Origin of the sequence: Variovorax sp. Varisp85 (genome assembly GCF_047304045.1) — a bacterium.
Lineage (GTDB): Bacteria > Pseudomonadota > Gammaproteobacteria > Burkholderiales > Burkholderiaceae_C > Variovorax.
Genome location: NZ_JBGLYN010000029.1, coordinates 1 through 18,341 on the forward strand (window position 1 = coordinate 1; position 18,341 = coordinate 18,341).

Annotated in this window: 18 protein-coding genes and 1 riboswitch; of the genes, 7 read left to right on the forward strand and 11 right to left on the reverse strand. The window is 68.7% G+C overall.

The window, feature by feature from the left end; translation table 11 throughout:
- Positions 1 to 111: 111 nt before the first annotated feature.
- From cobO to ACCC97_RS13605, 7 genes are all read right to left on the reverse strand, one after another.
- Positions 112 to 681 carry a cob(I)yrinic acid a,c-diamide adenosyltransferase gene (gene cobO / locus ACCC97_RS13575; protein ID WP_007829710.1) on the reverse strand — a complete coding sequence of 190 codons (570 nt, stop codon included), beginning with the start codon at positions 679 to 681 and terminating at the stop codon, positions 112 to 114.
- Positions 682 to 760: 79 nt separating this feature from the next.
- Complete coding sequence (locus ACCC97_RS13580) at positions 761 to 1,543, reverse strand: ABC transporter ATP-binding protein (protein ID WP_413333299.1); 783 nt, start codon at positions 1,541 to 1,543, stop codon at positions 761 to 763.
- Positions 1,540 to 2,565, reverse strand: a complete 1,026-nt coding sequence (locus ACCC97_RS13585; RefSeq protein ID WP_413333358.1) for a FecCD family ABC transporter permease — start codon at positions 2,563 to 2,565, stop codon at positions 1,540 to 1,542. The genes ACCC97_RS13580 and ACCC97_RS13585 overlap by 4 nt, the downstream gene beginning before the upstream one ends.
- The gene (locus ACCC97_RS13590) at positions 2,562 to 3,434 is read right to left on the reverse strand and encodes an ABC transporter substrate-binding protein (RefSeq protein WP_413333301.1); all 873 of its coding nucleotides are present in this window, start codon (positions 3,432 to 3,434) and stop codon (positions 2,562 to 2,564) included. Before ACCC97_RS13590 ends, ACCC97_RS13585 begins: the two co-directional genes overlap by 4 nt.
- On the reverse strand, positions 3,431 to 4,030 hold the full coding sequence (locus ACCC97_RS13595; protein ID WP_413333303.1) for a bifunctional adenosylcobinamide kinase/adenosylcobinamide-phosphate guanylyltransferase: 600 nt from the start codon (positions 4,028 to 4,030) through the stop codon (positions 3,431 to 3,433). Before ACCC97_RS13595 ends, ACCC97_RS13590 begins: the two co-directional genes overlap by 4 nt.
- The gene (locus ACCC97_RS13600) at positions 4,014 to 5,423 is read right to left on the reverse strand and encodes a cobyrinate a,c-diamide synthase (RefSeq protein WP_413333305.1); all 1,410 of its coding nucleotides are present in this window, start codon (positions 5,421 to 5,423) and stop codon (positions 4,014 to 4,016) included. The genes ACCC97_RS13595 and ACCC97_RS13600 overlap by 17 nt, the downstream gene beginning before the upstream one ends.
- Positions 5,408 to 7,324: a TonB-dependent receptor domain-containing protein gene (locus ACCC97_RS13605; protein WP_413333307.1), complete on the reverse strand. Its 1,917-nt coding sequence runs from the start codon at positions 7,322 to 7,324 to the stop codon at positions 5,408 to 5,410. Before ACCC97_RS13605 ends, ACCC97_RS13600 begins: the two co-directional genes overlap by 16 nt.
- Before the next feature lie 87 nt (positions 7,325 to 7,411).
- A riboswitch (cobalamin riboswitch) is annotated at positions 7,412 to 7,672 on the reverse strand.
- A gap of 55 nt (positions 7,673 to 7,727) precedes the next feature.
- Between ACCC97_RS13605 and ACCC97_RS13610 the strand changes: the two genes are divergently transcribed.
- The 5 genes from ACCC97_RS13610 to ACCC97_RS13630 all read left to right on the forward strand — a co-directional run bounded on the left by ACCC97_RS13610 (position 7,728) and on the right by ACCC97_RS13630 (position 11,730).
- On the forward strand, positions 7,728 to 9,449 hold the full coding sequence (locus tag ACCC97_RS13610) for a ClcB-like voltage-gated chloride channel protein (protein WP_413333309.1): 1,722 nt from the start codon (positions 7,728 to 7,730) through the stop codon (positions 9,447 to 9,449).
- Between the two features lie 103 nt (positions 9,450 to 9,552).
- Positions 9,553 to 9,777, forward strand: coding sequence for a hypothetical protein (locus tag ACCC97_RS13615; RefSeq protein ID WP_007829722.1), 225 nt, complete (start codon positions 9,553 to 9,555; stop codon positions 9,775 to 9,777).
- Positions 9,774 to 10,106, forward strand: a complete 333-nt coding sequence (locus ACCC97_RS13620; RefSeq protein WP_007829725.1) for a cell division protein ZapA — start codon at positions 9,774 to 9,776, stop codon at positions 10,104 to 10,106. The genes ACCC97_RS13615 and ACCC97_RS13620 overlap by 4 nt, the downstream gene beginning before the upstream one ends.
- A gap of 293 nt (positions 10,107 to 10,399) precedes the next feature.
- A complete protein-coding gene (locus ACCC97_RS13625; RefSeq protein ID WP_007829727.1) occupies positions 10,400 to 11,227 on the forward strand; it encodes a sulfite exporter TauE/SafE family protein in 828 nt (275 codons plus the stop codon).
- A 77-nt stretch (positions 11,228 to 11,304) separates the two neighbouring features.
- Positions 11,305 to 11,730 carry a universal stress protein gene (locus ACCC97_RS13630; RefSeq protein ID WP_007829729.1) on the forward strand — a complete coding sequence of 142 codons (426 nt, stop codon included), beginning with the start codon at positions 11,305 to 11,307 and terminating at the stop codon, positions 11,728 to 11,730.
- Between the two features lie 12 nt (positions 11,731 to 11,742).
- Here the strand turns inward: ACCC97_RS13630 and ACCC97_RS13635 are convergent, their stop codons facing one another.
- The gene (locus tag ACCC97_RS13635; RefSeq protein ID WP_413333310.1) at positions 11,743 to 12,705 is read right to left on the reverse strand and encodes a helix-turn-helix domain-containing protein; all 963 of its coding nucleotides are present in this window, start codon (positions 12,703 to 12,705) and stop codon (positions 11,743 to 11,745) included.
- Positions 12,706 to 12,895: 190 nt separating this feature from the next.
- Here ACCC97_RS13635 and ACCC97_RS13640 point away from each other — a divergent pair, with 190 nt between their 5' ends.
- Both ACCC97_RS13640 and ACCC97_RS13645 read left to right on the forward strand, forming a co-directional pair.
- A complete protein-coding gene (locus ACCC97_RS13640; protein WP_413333312.1) occupies positions 12,896 to 13,918 on the forward strand; it encodes a carbon-nitrogen hydrolase family protein in 1,023 nt (340 codons plus the stop codon).
- Between the two features lie 17 nt (positions 13,919 to 13,935).
- Positions 13,936 to 15,000, forward strand: a complete 1,065-nt coding sequence (locus ACCC97_RS13645; protein WP_413333313.1) for a phenylacetaldoxime dehydratase family protein — start codon at positions 13,936 to 13,938, stop codon at positions 14,998 to 15,000.
- 6 nt (positions 15,001 to 15,006) lie between these two features.
- Here the strand turns inward: ACCC97_RS13645 and ACCC97_RS13650 are convergent, their stop codons facing one another.
- Genes ACCC97_RS13650 through ACCC97_RS13660 form a run of 3 tightly spaced genes read right to left on the reverse strand, consistent with a single transcriptional unit; the run spans position 15,007 to position 18,322 of the window.
- Positions 15,007 to 16,545: a malonate--CoA ligase gene (locus tag ACCC97_RS13650; protein ID WP_413333315.1), complete on the reverse strand. Its 1,539-nt coding sequence runs from the start codon at positions 16,543 to 16,545 to the stop codon at positions 15,007 to 15,009.
- Between the two features lie 17 nt (positions 16,546 to 16,562).
- A complete protein-coding gene (locus ACCC97_RS13655; RefSeq protein WP_413333317.1) occupies positions 16,563 to 17,339 on the reverse strand; it encodes an enoyl-CoA hydratase/isomerase family protein in 777 nt (258 codons plus the stop codon).
- The gene (locus ACCC97_RS13660; protein ID WP_042672844.1) at positions 17,336 to 18,322 is read right to left on the reverse strand and encodes a Bug family tripartite tricarboxylate transporter substrate binding protein; all 987 of its coding nucleotides are present in this window, start codon (positions 18,320 to 18,322) and stop codon (positions 17,336 to 17,338) included. The genes ACCC97_RS13655 and ACCC97_RS13660 overlap by 4 nt, the downstream gene beginning before the upstream one ends.
- Positions 18,323 to 18,341: the final 19 nt, after the last annotated feature.

Consider the following 18,341-nt stretch of genomic DNA (forward strand, 5'->3'; position numbering starts at 1 on the left):
GCCTTGCGCAGCGAAATAAAGGAGGAGGCCGCAGGCCGGGGGACATTCGCGGAGCAAGGTACCCCGTCGGCGTGATCACGCCCCGAACGACGACGACGACAGCTATTCACCTCAGTCCTCGATGCCGCGCTGCGCCGGGATGCCCGCCTTGAAGGCATGCTTGACGAGCGTCATCTCGGTCACGGTATCGGCCAGCTCGATGATCTCCGGCGGGCAGCGCCGCCCCGTGAGGACCACATGCACATGCTTGGGCCGCGCTCGCAATGTTTCGAGCACGCCTTCGAGCGGTAGCCAGCCATAGATCAGCGGGTAGGTGATTTCGTCGAGCACCACGAGGAAGTGCTCGCCCGACAGGATCGCCGCCCTGGCCTTCTCCCAGCCGTCGCGCGCGAGCTGGCCCGAACGTTCGAGGTCCTGGCTCTTCCAGCTGAAGCCGTCGCCGAGGCCTTCGATCGGGATGCCGATCTGTTCGAACATGCGGTGCTCGCCGAAGCGCGCCGATGGCACCTTCATGAACTGGTAGATCTTCACGGCCTTGCCGCGGCCGTGCGCGCGCAGCGCAAGGCCGAAGGCCGCGGTGCTCTTGCCCTTGCCGTCGCCGGTGTTGACGATGACGAGGCCGCGGCGTTCGCCTTCGGGCTTCTCGTAGGGCTTCTCGCTGGGAGGGGCTTCTATTTGCATGGGTTCTCTTGTCAGTTTCGGGGCTGCTGTTTCGGGGTGTGCGCGCACCCCGAACAACGCGCAAAAAACACAGCGCACGTCATAGCGGCAACGCAATCCACTGGTCCGCCACCCGGTGCACGCGGATGCGGTGGTCGAACACCTGTTCCAGTGCGGCGTGAGTAGTGGGGTCGCCGCAGCCGCCATGATGAACCACGCGGCCGCGGTCCATCACGACGAGCTCGTCGGCGGCCAGTGCCATCGGCAGCTCGTGCAGCACGCTGACCACGGTGCGGCCTTCGGCGACAAGCGCGCGCGCAGTCTGCATCCAGTCCGCCTGGTGCGGCGGGTCGAGGTTGGCGAGCGGCTCGTCCATCAGCAGCAGTTCGGCCTCGACCGCGAGCGCGCGCGCCAGCAGCACGCGCTGGCGCTCGCCACCGGAAAGCTGGCCCAGCGGACGATCGCGCCAGTCCCAGGCCTGCGTGCTGCGCAGGGCACGCTCCACGGCCTCGCGGTCGGCGGTACTGGGCGCAGCCAGCCAGCGTTGGTGCGGCAAGCGGCCGAGCATGGCGACGTCGTAGACCATCAGGTCGTCGGCGCTGCCCTCGCCCGTGCCGCTCTGGCCCAGCCACGAGAGGCGCTGGGCGCGGATGCGCGCCGGCACCTTGCCCTGCGCCTCGCCGAAGAGCCGCACTTCGCCGCGGTGTGTGAGCAGGCCCGCGAGCGCCTTGAGCAGCGTCGACTTGCCCGCGCCGTTCGGGCCGACGATGCTGGTCCAGCGGGCGGTGGACAGCTGCAGGTCGATGTCGTGCAGCACCTCGGTAGCGCCCAGCGTAGCGCTCACGCGGCGTGCTTCGAGGGCCGGTGTGTGCCGCTCGCTCATGCCACGCCACTCCGCGCGCCGCGTCGGTGCATCAGCCACAGCAGGTAGCTGCCGCCCAGCACCGCCGTGAGCACGCCCACCGGCAGTTCCTGCGGCGCGATCAGCCAGCGCGCCAGCAGGTCGGCCGCCATCAGCAGCAAGCCGCCCATCAGCGCCGACAGGACGATCAACCGCGCGTGCGTGGTCTTGACGACCGAGCGCACGAGGTGTGGCGCGGCCAGGCCGACGAAGGCGATCAACCCGGTCTGCGCCACCGCCGCACCCGTGGCCAACGCCAGCACCACGACCAGCGCCGCGCGCATCGCGCCCAGCGGCAGGCCCAGGCTGCGCGCCGTGGCCTCGCCGAGCGCGAGCCCGTCGAGCACCGGCGCCAGCGCCCAGGCCAGCAGCAGGCAGACCGCGCCGACCATGGCCATCACCGCGCAGGCGCTCCAGCCGACGAGGCCGGTGCTGCCCAGGATGAAGCCCTGGATCGCCTGCAGGATGTCGGCCGAGGCGATGGTGATGAGGTCTTTCGCGGCGCCGAGCACCACGCCGACGATTACCCCGGCCAGCAACAGCCGCAGCGTCTGCTGCACGCCGCGCGCCAGCATCAGCGTGAGCATCACCGCCAGCACCGCACCGAGGAAGGCCGCGCCGGTCAGCCCGAGCCGCATCACCCACTGCGTGCTGGCGGCCGAGCCGCCGAACATCAGCAGCGCCAGTGCCACGCCGAGCGAAGCGCCCGAGGCACTGCCCAGCAGGTACGGATCGGCCAGCGGGTTGCGGAACAGCCCCTGCGCGACCGCACCCGCCAGCCCCAGCAGCGCGCCGGCCAGCCATGCACCGAGCGTGCGCGGCAGGCGGATCTCCCACACGATCTGCAGCGCCACCGGGTCGTGCCGCGCCGCGAACAGGCTTTCGAAACCGGTGCTGCCGATGCCCAGCCCCAGCGCCATCAGCACCGCGCCGAGTACCAGCAGGCCCGAGCCGAGCAGCAGGACGCGGCGCAGGTGGGCCGTATGCCTGAGCGCCGCGTTCACCGCTTGCCGCCCTTGTCGCTCAGGCACTGCGCCATCAGGCGCGCAGCCTCGTCCATGCGCGGGCCGGGACGCACGAGCACGTCGGATTGCGCAGCGTCGAAGCGGCAGATGCGGCCTTCGCGCACCGCGCGGATGCCGGCCCAGCCGGGGCGCTGCTCCAGCCCTTGCGCACTGCGCACGCTGACCATGATGAGATCGGGATTCGCGCGCACCACGTACTCGGGGTTGAGCTTGGGAAACGGCCCCAGCGATGCCGGCACGATGTTCTTCTCTCCGAGCCGCTTGAGCGTCTCGCCGATGAACGACGACTCGCCCGCCGCATACGGCGCGCTGTTCACTTCGAAATACACGCGCAACCCCTTCGCACTCGCGGGCACCGACTGCGCGGCGGCCGACACGCTGGCATCGATCACGCGCCAAACCTTGGGCGCTTCATGCGTGCCGAGCACCTGGTCGAGCTTGTCGAGCACGCGCTGCACATCGGCGTGGCTCTTGGGTTCGAGCACCAGCACCTTCAGGCCCAACGCTTCGAGCCGCTGCGTGACGCGCGACGACTTGGCGAGCAGCACCGCGTCGGGCCTGAGCGCGGCGATGGCTTCCACGTTCGGGTCGATGCCGCCGCCGAGCTGGGGCAGCGCCCTCACCTGTTCGGGCCAGTTGGAGTAGCGGTCGACGCCCACCAGCCGGCCGCAGGCGCCGAGCGCGCAGACCGATTCGGTCAGCGCCGGCAGCAGCGAGACGATGCGCTGCGGTGGTTGCGGGAGGCTCACGGTTGCGCCACGTTCGTCGATCACGTCGAGGGCGTGCGCGCCAAGCGCGAACAGGGCCAGGCCCAGCGCAGCCAGTGGAATGCGGATCGTCTTCCTCATGCAGCGGGCGCTTTCAGGCTCAACGGCAGTCCGGCCGCCATCAGCGTGACGCGACCGCAGGCGGCGGCCACGTCCTGGTTGAGCCGGCCGAGTGCGTCGACGAAGGCGCGCGTCTCGCGGCCCAGCGGAATCACGCCCAGTCCGATCTCGTTGCCGACCAGTACCACCGGCCCGCGCGCCTCGCGCAGCGCGGCCAGCAGCATCGCCACGTGCGTTGCCGGGGTGCGTTTCACGGGCCGAGCGTCTTCAGAGGGCATCGGCATCAGCAGGTTGGTGAGCCACAGCGTGAGGCAGTCGATCACGACCAGCGTCTCGGGCGAACTCTGCGTGACGACGGCGCGCGCGAGTTCGATCGGCTCCTCGATGGTGCGCATGCCGGGCACGCGCTCGGCACGGTCGGCCTGGTGGCGCACGATGCGCTCCAGCATCTCGTCGTCGTAAGCCTGCGCGGTGGCGATCAGCACGGCGCGGTGCGTGCGAGGCTCGGCGGCGAGCCAGTCGATGGCGCGCTGCTCTGCCCGACGCGACTTGCCGCTCTTCTGGCCGCCCAGGATGAATTCGTGCTCGGCGGTCTTCGGCTTACTCGGTTGCGGCATGGCTCTCCAAATCGATGGGCATGGCGCCGAAAAGGCGGGCCGTGGCTTGCGGACTGGAGGCAAACCACGCGTGGAAATAGCTCGCGCGCACCGGGCCGCGCACGTACAGCGCCTCGCCGCTGCGCGCGCCCACGGCCTGCGTTGCGCCGGGCCGGGCCGTGTGGGCGGCAGGCGCGAGCGTCGTTTCGCAGCGCGAATAGTGGAAGGTGTGGCCGCGCAAGGTGTCGCTGCCGAGCGTGAGCTGCTGGGGTCCGAGGCCGGCGAGCCGCTTCTGCATCGTCACGCGGCCGGGCAGCAGGCCCCAGAGACGGTGGACCTGTGCATCGTCCTGCGTGGCCAGTTCGTCGAACAGCGCCATCATGCCGCCGCACTCGGCCCAGACCGGCTTGCCCAATGCAGCATGCGCGGCGAGCGATTCGCGCATCGTTGCGCAGGCGGCCAGCGCTTCAGCGTGCAGCTCGGGATAGCCGCCGGGCAGCCAGACGGCGTCGCAGGCCGGCAGGGCATCGCCCGCAAGTGGCGAGAAGAAGGAGAGCCGCGCGCCCAGCGCAGTGAGCACGTCGAGGTTCGCGGGATAGATGAACGAGAAGGCCGCATCGCGCGCGATGGCGATGGTGCGCCCGGCCAGCAACGCCGGGATCGCTGCTTCAGGTTCAGTCGCTTCGAAGCGCACCTGCGGCAGCTGACTGGCCTGCATCCGGCCGAGCGGCGTGGCGGCCAGCACATCGGCCGCCGCATCGAGCCGCGCCATCGCATCGCCGAGTTCGGTGGCGGCAACGAGGCCCAGGTGCCGCTCGGGCAGCGTGAAGCCTGCGTCGCGCGGCAAGGCGCCGAGCCATTGCGAAGGCTCGCGCAATGCGTCCTTCAGCATGCCCGCATGCCTTTCGCTGGCCACCCGATTCGCCAGCACGCCAGCCCACGGCAATCCGGGCCGGAAGTTCTGCAGCCCGTAGGCCAGCGCGCCGAAGGTACCGGCCATGGCGTGCGCATCGATCACCGCGAGCACCGGCAGGCCGAAACGCTCGGCAAGGTCGGCCGCGCTGGGCGTGCCGTCGAACAGACCCATCACGCCTTCGACGATCAGCAGGTCGCATTCGGCCGCTGCGGCGCGCAGGCGCGCCCGGCAATCGGCCTCGCCGGTCATCCAGAGGTCGAGCGAATGCACCGGCGCGCCGGTGGCCAGCGCCAGCCAGTGCGGATCGAGGAAATCGGGCCCGCACTTGAAAGCGCGCACCCGGCGGCCCTGGCGCGCATGCAGCCGCGCGAGCGCCGCCGCGACGGTGGTCTTGCCCTGCCCCGAGGCCGGGGCAGCCACCAGCACGGCGGCGCACGAGGCCGCCTCGGCACCGGCGGCGCCGCTTCGTGGCGAGGGTTGGCTTAGTGAGGCGTCCACTTGAGACCGACGTACGCAGTGCGGCCGGCATTGGCGTACAGCCGCGCGTACTGGTAGTCCTTGTTGCCCACATTGTCAACGCGCGCCACGAGGTTGAGGTCACGCGTGATCTGCGTGGAGGCCGACAGGTTCAGCACGGTGTAGCCGCCGAGCTTCACGCTGTTGGCTGCATCGTCGTAGCGGCGGCTCGATGTCTGCACCTCGGCGCCCAGCGTCCAGCCGGCAATGCGCCAGTCGGCGCCCAGGGTGGCGTGGCGCTGCGCGCGGCGGGCCAGCAGGTTGTGGGTGGCGAGGTCGCGCGGGTCCTGGAAGTCGAACGAACTGCGCAGCGTGACGTCGCCCAAGCGCTGGCTGCCCGACAGCGTGACGCCCTGGTAGCGGGCGCGCGCGGTACTCGAGTAGCAGCCGAACGAGGAGGCGCAGCCCTTGGCCGTTCCATCGAACCCGATCAGGTTGCGCACGCGGCTGCTGTAGACGACGATGCCCGCCTGCGTGGCGCCTTCGGTGTACTGCAGGCCCAGCTCGACGTTGCGGCTCGATTCCGGCTTGAGCGTGGCCAGGCCGAATTCGCTGAAGCGCTGATACAGCGTGGGCACGCGGAAGGCCGTGCCCGCAGAAGCCGTGAAACGCAGCGATGGCGTGATGGCATAGCCGTAGGCCGCGCTGCCGGTGGTCTTGCCGCCGAACTCGCTGTCCTTGTCGTGGCGCACGTGCAGCTGCAGCGAATGCGGGCCCTGCACGAAGCCGTAGCCGAGCGAAATTGCATCCTGCGAACGATCGCGCGACAGCAGCTTGGATGTAGTGGTGGGCGCGTTTTCGAGTGCGTCCTCGCGGCGTTCGAGCGTGGCCGTCACCAGGTGCGGGCCGAAGCGGAACTCGTTCTGGAACAGGTAGCCGCGCAGGTTGGTTTCGGTGCGGTAGAACGAAGGCTGCGTCTTGTAGACCGACTGCGAATCGGTCACCTGCACGCGGGTGCTGTAGACGTCGTTCCACTTGGCCGACCAGGTCAGGCCGGCGGTGCGCAGGGTATTGGTCGACTCGTCGTCGCGAAACAGGATCGGCGGCCTGGTCCTGTAGGATACGGCGGCGTCGTAGCCGGCCTTGGCCTCGCTGGTGAGCAGCGTGGCATCGATGCGCTGGTCGGGCGTGATCTGGAAGCCCAGCTTCACGTTGCCCGAGGTGCTGGTGTAGCCGTCGCGGTCGGGGCTGGCGTAGCCGTCCTTGACCACGTTGCGCTTGTTGGCGGGCTGCACGTTGTAGCCCTTGCTTTCTTCATGCGCCACGCCGAACGAATAGTCGAACAGGCCCGACTTGCCGCTCACGCCGCCTTCGATCTTGCGCAGGCCGTTGCTGCCGAAGCCGATGCCCGCGTAAGGCGCCACACCCTCTTCGCCGCGCCTGGTGAAGAGCTGGATCACGCCGCCGATGGCATCCGAGCCATAGACCGCGGCGGCCGGGCCGCGCAGCACTTCGATGCGGTCGATCTGCGAGAGCGGAATGCCTTCCCAGCCGGCGCCTCCGGTCGATTGCGAGTCGATGCGCACGCCGTCGAGGTAGACCGCCGTGAAGCGCGTTTCCGCGCCGCGGATGTACAGGCTGGTGGCGTTGCCCAAGCCGCCCGAGCGCGAGATCTCGATGCCGGGCAGGCGCGAGAGAACGTCGGCCACGCCGGTCGCGCCGCTGCGCTCGATGGTTTGCCGGTCGACGATGGACACGTCGCCCACCAGGTCCGACAGCGCCTGCGGCGTGCGGTTGGCCGTGACCACCGTTTCGCCGAGCGTGGGGGCCTCCTGTGCATGGGCCAGGCCGCCGAAGGCGGTAGCCAGCGCCAGCGGCAGGCAGGCGTGGCGGAAACGGCGCGCAGGAGCGCGGCCGCGAGAAAAGCAAACGTGGGAAATCATGGAATGAGCCGAACGAACGTCAATACCCCTCGCCGGCCTCCCCGCCGGCGCCTGGGCGCCATGGCCGCCCCATGCAACGATCACGCATGCGGCAGCCGCCTTGTTGGCCGGTATCCGGGCTGGCAGAACGACCCCTGCCGCCTTCCCAGGCGCCTGTTTCAGGGCACCCAGTGGCTTCGATGGAAAGGGGTTGGCGCCTTGCGGCGCCGTCTGCTTGACCGTTGCGGGGGCAGCGCAGGCGGCTTCGGCCTTGTTCCGACCTGATGAGGTCGGGGGCTTCCACTCCTGCTTCCCGTTGAACCGCGGCGCGTGAACCACGCCGCAGGCACCAACGGGCAGGATTTTAGAGCCTGCCGGCGGCGGGTTAATTCGAAAGTTGCGGTCGCCGCTAACATCGGCGGCCATGATGCGGCCCGCCTCGGTTTTCCTGGATCTTCGTTCAGCGCTGCAGCGTCTCTTCGGCATCTCGGGCTGGCAGTCGATGCTGCTGTGGTCCATCGGGGCCGGCCTGCTGGGCACGCTGGCGACCGAAGTCTTCCGCGCGGCGCTCCTTGCCTTCGAGCACCTGGTGCTCGGGCCGGGCGAAGGGCTGGTGGCGATGGCGAAGCACCTGCCGTGGTGGGCGCGCATTGCCTGCCCCACGCTGGGCGGGCTGGTGGCCGGGCTGCTGCTCGTGCTGGCGAAACGCGTCGCGCAGCGCAGCGCCACCTCCGACTACATGGAAGCCATCGTGCTCGGCGACGGACGCATCCCGGTGGCGCAGACGCTGGCGCGCAGTGCGTCGTCGCTGGTGAGCATCGGCAGCGGCGGCTCCATCGGGCGCGAGGGCTCGATGGTGCAGCTGGCGGCGCTGGCGGCTTCGCTGTTGGGGCGGGTGTTCCGCTTTCCGGTCGAGCGGCTGCGGCTGCTGGTGGCCTGCGGCGCGGCGGCGGGCCTGACCGCGGCCTACAACGCGCCCATCGCCGGCGCCTTCTTCGTCGCCGAGATCGTGCTGGGCTCGATCGCAATGGAGAACGTGGGGCCGATCATCATCGCCTCGGTGGTCGCCAACGTGGCGATGCGGGCGCTGCCCGGCTACCAGCCGCCGTACAGGATGCCGGCGTTCCCGGAGATCCATGGCGCCGAGGTCATGCTGTTCTGCGTGCTCGGCGTGCTGCTGGGCTTTGCGGCGGTCGGCTTCCTGCGTGCGCTGCAGGGCAGCCGCGCACTGTTCTCGCGATTGCTGCTGACGCTGCCGTGGCGGCTGGCTTTGGGCGGCTTGGTGATGGGCGTGGTGTCTGTGCCCGTGCCCGAGGTCTGGGGCAACGGCTACAGCGTGGTCAATGCGGTGCTGCACACGCCCTGGCCGTGGACGTTGATCGCGATGGTGCTGGCAGCCAAGGCGGTCGCCACGCTGGCCACGGCCGGTTCGGGCGCGGTGGGCGGCGTGTTCACGCCCGCGCTGTTCTTCGGCTGCATGGTGGGTGCGCTGTTCGGCCAGGGCGTACAGGCGCTGTGGCCGGCCGCAAGCTCGGCGCCGTTCGCCTATGCCATCGTCGGCATGGGTGCGTTCCTGGCGGGCGCGACGCAGGCGCCGCTGATGGCGATCCTGATGATCTTCGAGATGACGCTGAGCTACCAGGTCATGCTGCCGCTGATGGCGGCGAGCGTCATCGCATATTTCGTCGCGCGCTCGGCCAACGCCGGCTCGATGTACGAGATCACCCTGCGCCGCAACGAACAGCGCGACGCACAGATGCGCTTGCGCGGGCTGCACATGCGCGACCTGGTGCAGCCGGCCGAAACGGTGGTCAGGCCCGAGGCGGACCGCGAGGCGATGAGCAAGCTCTTCCTGCAGCACCCCGTGAAGTACCTGTACGTGGTCGATGCGGACAACCGCTATCTCGGCGTGGTGCCGCTGTCGGCTCTTGGTACGGCACCTGCCGAGACGACCGCGAGCGCCTTGCTCTCACAGGCCATCCTGCCGCTGACCGCCGACACTGGCCTGGGCGAAGCGCTTCAGCGCTTCCTGGACCACCTGGGCGAGCGACTGCCGGTGATCGAGAGCACGGCCAACCCGGTGCTGCTGGGCGTGGCAGCGAAGAGCGCGCTGCTCGCCACCTACGTGCGGCTGAGCGAGCCATGAAAGGTTTGATCGACGGACTGCGAGGTCGCAGAATCCGGATTGCGCCGCGTGCCGCGCCAGGCCTCGGCGGGACCGCCTCCCCGTGAAACTACAATCGCCAACCATGCCCGCCTCCAGCCCCATCGACCAGATCGCCGAGCGTGTTGAACGACTGCTCGTGCGTCACGAAGAGGTGCAACGCACCAATGCGTTGCTGCAGGAGCAGGTCGATGCGCTCACGCGCGAACGCGACGGCCTGAAGTCGCGCCTCGCCGCGGCTCGCACGCGTCTCGATGCCCTGCTCGAACGGCTGCCGGCTGAACCACCTTCCGAAGATTCCCCCGCATGAAGCAGATTGAAGTACAGATCATGGGCCAGAGCTATCTGCTCGGCTGCCCCGATGGCGGCGAGGCGCAGCTGCGCGAAGCCGTCGAACGCGTGGACGCGGCCATGTGCAAGATCCGCGATGCGGGAAAAGTCAAGGCCCGCGATCGCATCGCGGTGCTGGCCTCGCTGAACCTGGCGTTCGATCTGGCGGCACAGCAGCAGGCCGCAGCCGCACCAATGGCGGCGCCCGCCGTTGCCGCCACAGCAGACAGCGGCGATGCCGACCCGAAGGCCGCGCAACTCATTCAAAGACTCGATCAGGCCCTGGCCGGCGATGGACATTTACTCTGAATGAATCCCGCAGGGAGACAGACGAAGCGTAAAATCCACTCCGTCTGCAGACTGTGTCGGGCTTAATATTTCCTTGTTCCAATGCTCTCCGGAGCCGGGCTTGGTACATCGCTCGACGGGCGTGATCATCTCGCGTCAGATGAACCCGAAGTCCTGCTGCCCTCGCCCACCTGAACCCTGGTTCAGGATGCGGGTCCGGCACATCACCTGCAGACACCTATTCCTGCCACGGCCCCCTGCATCCACTGCATGGGGCCGTTGCTTTTTCCAAACTCCCCTCGCCTGACCTTCCCGTGAACTTCGCTGCCCTGCTCGACCCCATCCTGATTGCCGAACTCGCCGCCCTGGGCCTTGGCACCGGTTTTCTCGCGGGCCTGCTGGGCATCGGCGGCGGCATGCTGATGGTGCCGTTCATCACGATCATCATGGGCCATCGCGGCGTGCCGGCCGACCTCGCGGTGAAGATGGCGATCGCGACCTCGATGGCGACGATCATCTTCACGTCGGTGTCGAGCGTGCGCGCGCATCACAAGCGCGGCGCGGTGCGCTGGGACATCGTGCGGCGGCTCGCGCCCGGCATCGTCATCGGCAGCCTGGTGGGCAGCCTCGGCGTGTTCTCGCTGCTCAAGGGCACGGCGCTCGCCATCTTCTTCGCGCTGTTCGTGGGCTTCTCGGCCACGCAGATGTTCCTCGACAAGAAGCCCGCGCCTACACGGCAGATGCCGGGTGCGGGCGGCCAGCTCGCGGCGGGCGGTGTGATCGGCTTCATCTCGGGCCTCGTGGGCGCGGGCGGCGGCTTCATCAGCGTGCCGTTCATGACGTGGTGCAACGTGTCGATCCACAACGCGGTGGCGACCAGCGCGGCGCTGGGCTTTCCGATCGCAGTGGCGAACGTGCTCGGCTATGCGGTCAGCGGCCAGTCGGTGCAGGGCTTGCCGGCGGGCTCCTTCGGCTACATCTGGCTGCCCGCGCTGGCTGTGATCGCCATTTGCAGCGTGTTCACCGCGCCGTTGGGCGCGAAGGCCGCGCACAGCCTGCCGGTGAGGAAGCTCAAGCGCGTGTTCGCGAGCATCCTGTACCTGCTGGCGGCCTACATGCTCTGGAAGGGGCTGCACGGCTGATCCGTCGGGCGAAAAAGCCCTTCGCGCCCGAGGTCCGTCCCATTGCGGCGCGCAGGACCGCGCCGTATAACGGCCTCATGAAAATCCTCATCGCCGTCGATGGCAGCGCCTACACCCGCAAGGCGCTCGACTACCTGTTGTCCAACCGGGGCATGTTCGTGGACGGGCATCAGCTGGTGGTGGTGAACGTGTGCACCGGCATCTCGGGCCACGTCTCGCGCCACCTGAGCAAGGAGATCGTCGCGGACTACTACGCGGAGGAAAGTGCCAAGGTGCTCGACCCCGTGAAGGCGCTGTTCGCCGAGAGCGGCGTGAGCAACTACACGGTGGAATCGCGCCACGGCCACGTGGCCGAGGAAATCCTCAAGTCGGCCACTGCAGCGCAAGCGGGGCTGATCGTGCTCGGCACCCACGGCCATGGCATCTTCGGCCGCGCGCTGATGGGCTCGGTCGCCACCAAGGTGATCGCCGAGACGAACACCACGGTGCTGCTGGTGCAGTAGTTTTCTTCGTCGCTACTGCGTGCGCTGCTGCCGCCATTCGCGCGGCGAGCAGCCGAAGCGCTCCTTGAACGCGCGGCTGAAATGCGCCGCGTCGTTGAATCCCCGGCTGTAGGCGATGTCGGCCACGGGGCGGCCCGCGAGGCGCGGCTCCAGCAGGTCGCGGCTGCATGCCTCCAGCCTGCGCTCCCAGATGTACTGCGAGGGCGTGAGCGGCTCGCTCTTGAACGCGCGGTGGACGTGGCTCACCGACACGCCCAGCCCGGCCGCCAGCGTGCTCACCGACAGCGATGGATCGGCTAGCTGCTCGTCGATGCGCCGCTTCACGCGCGCGAGGTGGTAAGCCGCGAGATTGCTCAGCGAAGGCGCGCTCGCCACCGGCAAGGTCTGCAGCCCGGCCACCAGGATGTTCTGCACGCCGTTGGCCACCGCGAGGGCCGATGCCGGCTGCAGCGTGTCGATGTCCTCACGCAGCGTGCGGATCATGCTCAGCAGCAGGTGCCCCGCGCCTTCGCGTCCCGAAACCGTGGTGGCCGTCAGCGCCTCGGTGTCGCGCAGCTCGCTGCGCAGGCGCTCGCCGGGCAGCTTGAGCACGATCTGCTCGAAGGACTGGTCGAACAGCAGTTGGTAGGGCCGCGTGCTGTCGTACAGCGCGAAGTCGCCGGCCGACAGCACCGCATCGCGGCCGTCCTGCCGCACCACGCCCTGGCCGCGCGCCTGGATGCTCACGAGGAAGTAGTCGTCGCTGGAATGCGAGATATGCCCCGGCGTGCGCATCACCTTCTGCGGCCCCGAGGTGACGACCGACACGTCGAGCCCGGGCAGCGTGTGCTGGCGGATGCTGCCTTCGAAATCGCCGGCCTCGCCCTCGCGCACCGGGTCGCAGCCGAGCTGCACGTAGACGTTGCAGATCATGTCGGTCCAGTAGGCGAGCCGCTGGTCGCGCGGGACGGCGTCGGTGCTGAGCAACTGGGTCATCGGGGGTTCCTCGGAAAGCCTGGACAGCAGGAGCAGGCAAGGCATGCAACGCTGGAACAAGAACGCCGCCAAACCGGGTCAAGGCGTTCCGGCGGCGCGAATCTACGCTTCAAGCAACCCGCATGCCACAGCGCAAACCCGGTGCTTGCGGCCCACGCCCCGTTACTTCCATTGCATCTGGAGAAGCTTCATGCCGACCACCGTTCATCCCAAGCTGCGCGTTGCAGCAGTACAAGCCTCGCCCGTGTTCCTCGACCTCGACGGCACCATCGACAAGACCATCGACCTCATGGCGCAGGCCGCGAAACAGGGCGTGAAGCTCGTCGCCTTTCCCGAGACCTGGGTGCCCGGCTACCCATGGTGGATCTGGCTCGACTCGCCGGCCTGGGGCATGCAGTTCGTGCAGCGCTATCACGACAACTCGCTGGTGGTCGGTTCGGCCGAGTTCGACCGCGTCAGGGAGGCCGCGCGCAAGCTCGGGATCTGGGTGTCGCTGGGCTACAGCGAGAAGGCCGCGGGCAGCCTCTACATCGCACAGGCGCTCATCGACGACCAGGGCGACACGGTGCAGACGCGGCGCAAGCTCAAGCCCACGCACGTGGAGCGCACGGTGTTCGGCGAAGGCGACGGCTCCGACCTTGCCGTGGTCGAGACACCGCTGGGCAACATCGGTTCGCTCTCGTGCTGGGAGCACCTGCAGCCTCTGAGCAAGTACGCGATGTATTCGCAGAACGAGCAGATCCACTGCGGCGCCTGGCCGAGCTTCTCGCTGTACCGAGGCGCTGCCTACGCGCTGGGGCCCGAGGTCAACAACGCCGCGAGCCAGGTCTATGCGGCCGAGGGCCAGTGCTTCGTGATCGCGCCCTGCGCCACCGTGTCGAAGGCCATGAGCGAACTGATGTGCACCGATGCCGGCAAGCAGCAGATGCTGCGCACCGGCGGCGGCTATGCGCGCATCTACGCACCCGACGGCTCGCCGCTGGGCACGCCCTTGGCGGAAGACGAGGAAGGCCTGGTCGTTGCGGACATCGACCTCGGCATGATCTCTCTCGCCAAGGCTGCCGCCGACCCCAGCGGCCACTACTCGCGGCCCGATGTCACGCAGCTGCTGCTCAATAAGACGCGCCGCGAACCGGTCGTGGTGCAGCAGGCGGCGTCGCCGGGGCCCAAGGCCGAGCCCGAAGGCGCCGTGTCCGAGCCGGTCGCAGCCTGAAGCAGCGGAGGCACGCCATGGAATCCGCCATCGACGAGCACCTGAAGTGCCCCCGCACGCGCCATCGCCGCGTGGAAAACGACTACGTGCCGCCCTACCCCGTGTGGTCGGCGCGGGCCCCGGTCGCGGTGAAGCAGGTGGTGATGGGCTACTTCGGCGTGCAGTCGCGCGGCGCTGAAATGCAGGGCCGTGCCTGCGCCGCGCTGATGAAGATCGCACGCGACTTCGCCCTGCCCGACGGCCCCGGCCATCACGACCTGACGCATTACGTCGACGCCGAAGGCTTCGACAACATGATCGCCATCGCCTATTGGAGCGATCCCGCAGCCTACGCGCGCTGGTGCGCGACGCCCGCGGTCGACGCCTGGTGGCGCTCCGACGAGCGGCTCAGGGAAGGCCTGGGCTACTTCCGCGAGATCGCCTCGCCGCGCGTCGAGCACTTCGAGACCATGTTCAACACACCCGACCGCTTCGAAGGGGTCGGTGTGGTGATGGGCGGGGTCAGCGGCGAGCTGCAGGAGCACGGCTACTGGGGTTCGATGCGCGACCGCATCCCGCTCTCGCAGACCGACGCGATGGCGCCCTCGGGCATGCGCGCGGTGATCGCGGGTACGCCGGCGCCGGGGCAGCGCGTTCGCATCGCGGGCCACGAGAACCTCGCGATGATCCGCTCCGGCCAGGAATGGACCGAGACCACCGGCCAGGAACGCACGCTCTACCTGCAGGACATGGAACCGGTGCTACGCGAAGGCATGGACTTCCTGCGCGACCAAGGGTTGGGCATCGGCTGCTACAGCAACCGCTATATGCGCCACCTCGACGCGCAGGGAGCGACGCTGCAGAAGTCATTCGGCCTGAGCTACTGGCGCGCGCTGGCCGACATGGAGCGCTGGGCCGAGTCGCACCCCACGCACGTCGCGATCTTCGGCAGCTTCATGCGCTACGTGCAGGCGCTGAACTTCCAGCTGCAGCTGCGCGTGTACCACGAGGTGTCGGTGCTCAAGGCCGACGAGCAGAGCTACGAGTACGTCAACTGCCACGCGGGCAGCGGGATGATGAACGGGCTCGCGCCCGCTTCGTAGGCAGTCTCAGGCGGCGAACAGCCCCTTGTGCTCAGCGCGCAGCAGCGCCTTCTGCACCTTGCCCATGGTGTTGCGCGGCAGCTCCGGCACCACGAAGCAGCGCTTGGGGATCTTGAAGTTCGCGAGCTTCGACTTGAGTTCGGCCACGATGGCATCGGCATCGAGCGAGGAGCCCGCCTTGGGAATGACGATGGCCACGCCCACCTCGCCGAAGTCGGGGTGCGGCACGCCGACCACGGCGCTTTCCGCCACACCGGCCATCTCGTTGATGTAGCCCTCGATCTCCGCCGGGTACACGTTGTAGCCACCGCTGATGATCAGGTCCTTGCTGCGCCCGACGATGGTGATGTAGCCCCGGCCGTCGATCTTGCCCACGTCGCCGGTCTTGAAGAAGCCGTCGGCGGTGAACTCTTCCTTCGTCTTCTCGGGCATGCGCCAGTAGCCCGCGAACACGTTGGGGCCGCTGACTTCGATGTTGCCGATCTCGTCGGTGGCGCAGCTGCGGCCGCTGTCGTCGCGTACGCGCAGTTGCACGCCCGGCAGCGCAAAGCCGACGGTGCCGCCGCGGCGTTCGCCCTGTTCCGGCCTGTAGGGGTTGGACGTGAGCATGGCCGTCTCGCTCATGCCGTAGCGCTCGAGGATGGTGTGGCCGGTGCGCTCGCGCCATTCGTCGAAGGTCTCGATCAGGAGCGGCGCCGAGCCCGCGACGAACAGCCGCATGTTGCGCACCGCCTCGCGCGTGAGGCCCGGCTCGGCCAGCAGCCGCACGTACAGCGTGGGCACGCCCATGAACACCGTCGCCTCGGGCAGCTTCGCGCCGACACGCTTCGGCTCGAACTTCGAGAACCACAGCATCTTGCTGCCGTTGAGCAGCGCGCCGTGCAGCGCCACGAACAGGCCATGCACGTGGAAGATGGGCAGCGCGTGGATCAGCACGTCGCCTTCGGTCCAGCCCCAGTAGTCCTTCAGCACCTGGGCGTTCGACAGCAGGTTGCCGTGCGTGAGCATCGCGCCCTTGCTGCGGCCGGTGGTGCCGCTGGTGTAGAGGATGGCGGCCATGTCGCCGGTCTTGCGCTGTGCCACCGTGTGCCGGTCGCTGCACTGCGCGGCCATTTCGAGCAGCGTGCCGGTGCGGTCGTCGTCCAGCGTGAAGACGTGCTTCGTACCCGCCGCGGCGGCAATCGGCGCGACCCACGAGGCATTGCGGCTGGTGCACACCACCACGGCCGGCTCGGCGTTGCCGATGAAGTATTCGATCTCGGCGCTCTGGTAGGCCGTGTTGAGCGGCAGGAACACATAGCCCGCGCGCAGCGTGGCAAGGTACAGCAGCATCGCCTCGACCGACTTCTCGACCTGCACCGCGATGCGTGCGCCCTTCTCCAGGCCCAGCGCGTCGAGCAGGTTCGCGATCATGGCGCTGGCGCGCTCGATGTCGCGCCACGAATAGAACAGGCCGTTGTCGGTCTCGACGGCGATGCGGTCGAGGTCGGCGGGAAATGCCGCGCGCAGGGCGGCGAACAGGTTGGCGTTGGCGGTCTTCTTCATCGGACGGTTTCTTCTCTTCAGAAATTCGGGGGCCGCTTCGCGAGAAAGGCGGCGATGCCTTCGCGGTGCTCCGCGGAGTCGGCGTAGTCGTAGGCACTGGCAAGCAGGCCGTCGGCGGATGGGGCGCCGGCACGCAGCGCGGCAAAGGTCTTCTTGTGCAGGCGTGCGGCCTGCGGCGCGAGCGCGGCGATGCGTGCGGCATGGGATTGCACCGCGAGCGCCACTTCGTTGTCCGGCAGCACCTGCAGCAGAAAGCCCGCGTCGTACAGACGCTGCGCCCCGTGCACGCCGGCGGCCAGCAGCATGTCGCGCGCGAGCACATCGCCGATGGCGCCATGCACCAGCGCGGCTTCGCGCGGTGCCATCGGAAAACCGAGCCTGGCGATGGGCGCGCCGAACTTCGCCGACGCGCCGGCCAGGCGGATGTCGCAGCAGCTGGCGATCTCGACGCCCGCGCCCATGCAGGCGCCCTCGATCTGCGCGACAAGCGGCAGCGGGCAATCGAGCATGGCCTGCAGCGCGGCCCACACTTCGTTCTCGTGGAACTCGCGCAGGCTCGGCTCTTCGAAGCGAAACGACGGATATTCGGAAATGTCGCCACCCGCGCAGAAGGCTGCGCCCTCGCCGCGCACGACGACGCAGCGCAGGCCATCGTCGTCACCGCCGAGGCCGTCGAACACGGCGCGCAGCTCGCGCCACATGGCGCGCGTCATGGCGTTGAGGCGCCCTGGGTTCGACAAAGCGACGACCGCGATGGCGCCTTCCCGGCGCAGCGAAATGCAGCTATCGGTCATTCGAGCTTGGCGCCTGATGCCTTCACCACCGCGGCCCAGCGCCTGATCTCGGCATTGACGAAGCTGCCGTAGGCGGTGGTGGTGAGGTTCGGGATCTCGGAGCCGTTCTGGGCCCAGATGGCTTTCAGGTCATCGGTGGCGAGCGCCTTCTTCATGTCGTCGATCGCGCGCGCCTGCGCTTCGGCTGGCGTGCCCTTGGGCGCCCACAGCCCGTACCACGTGGTGACGGTGTAGTCGGGCAGGCCCACTTCGGCCGCGCAGGGCACGTCGGGAAAGGCGGGGTTGCGCTTGCTGCCCGCGACCATCAGCGCCTTGATGCGGCCACTCTTGATGTGCTGGGCCGAGGAGCCCAAACCGTCGAACATCAGGTCGACGTTGCCCGAGATCAGGTCGGACAGTGCCGGGCCCGCGCCGCGGTACGGAATATGGGTGATGAAGGTGCCTGTCTGGAGCTTGAACAGCTCGCCCGCCAGATGGTGCGAGGTGCCCGAGCCGGCCGAGCCGTAGTTGAACTTGCCGGGGTTGCGCTTGGCCAGCGCGATGAACTCCTGGACCGTGTTGACCTGCACGCGCTTCGGGTTGATCACCACCACCTGCGGCACGTTGGCCAGCAGCATCAGCGGCACGAAGTCTTTCTCGATGTCGTAGTCGAGCTTCGGGTAGATCGACGGCGCGATCGCATGGTGCACCGCGCCCATGAACAGCGTGTAGCCATCGGCAGGCGCCTTGGCGGCGATGCTCGCGCCCAGTGTGCCCCCTGCCCCACCGCGGTTGTCGATGACCAGCGTCTGCCCCGCGATGCGCGAGAACTGGCCCGAGAGCGGCCGCGCGAACGCATCGGTCCCGCCGCCGGCCGGGAACGGCACGATCATCGTCACCGGTTTCGTCGGCCAGCCCTGCTGGGCCCGGGCAGCACCGCAGAGAACGGCCGCACCGGCGGCAGCCGCGCGCAAGACGTCACGGCGTTGAAAGCTTGGATTCATTTGTCTCATCTCCAGTTTG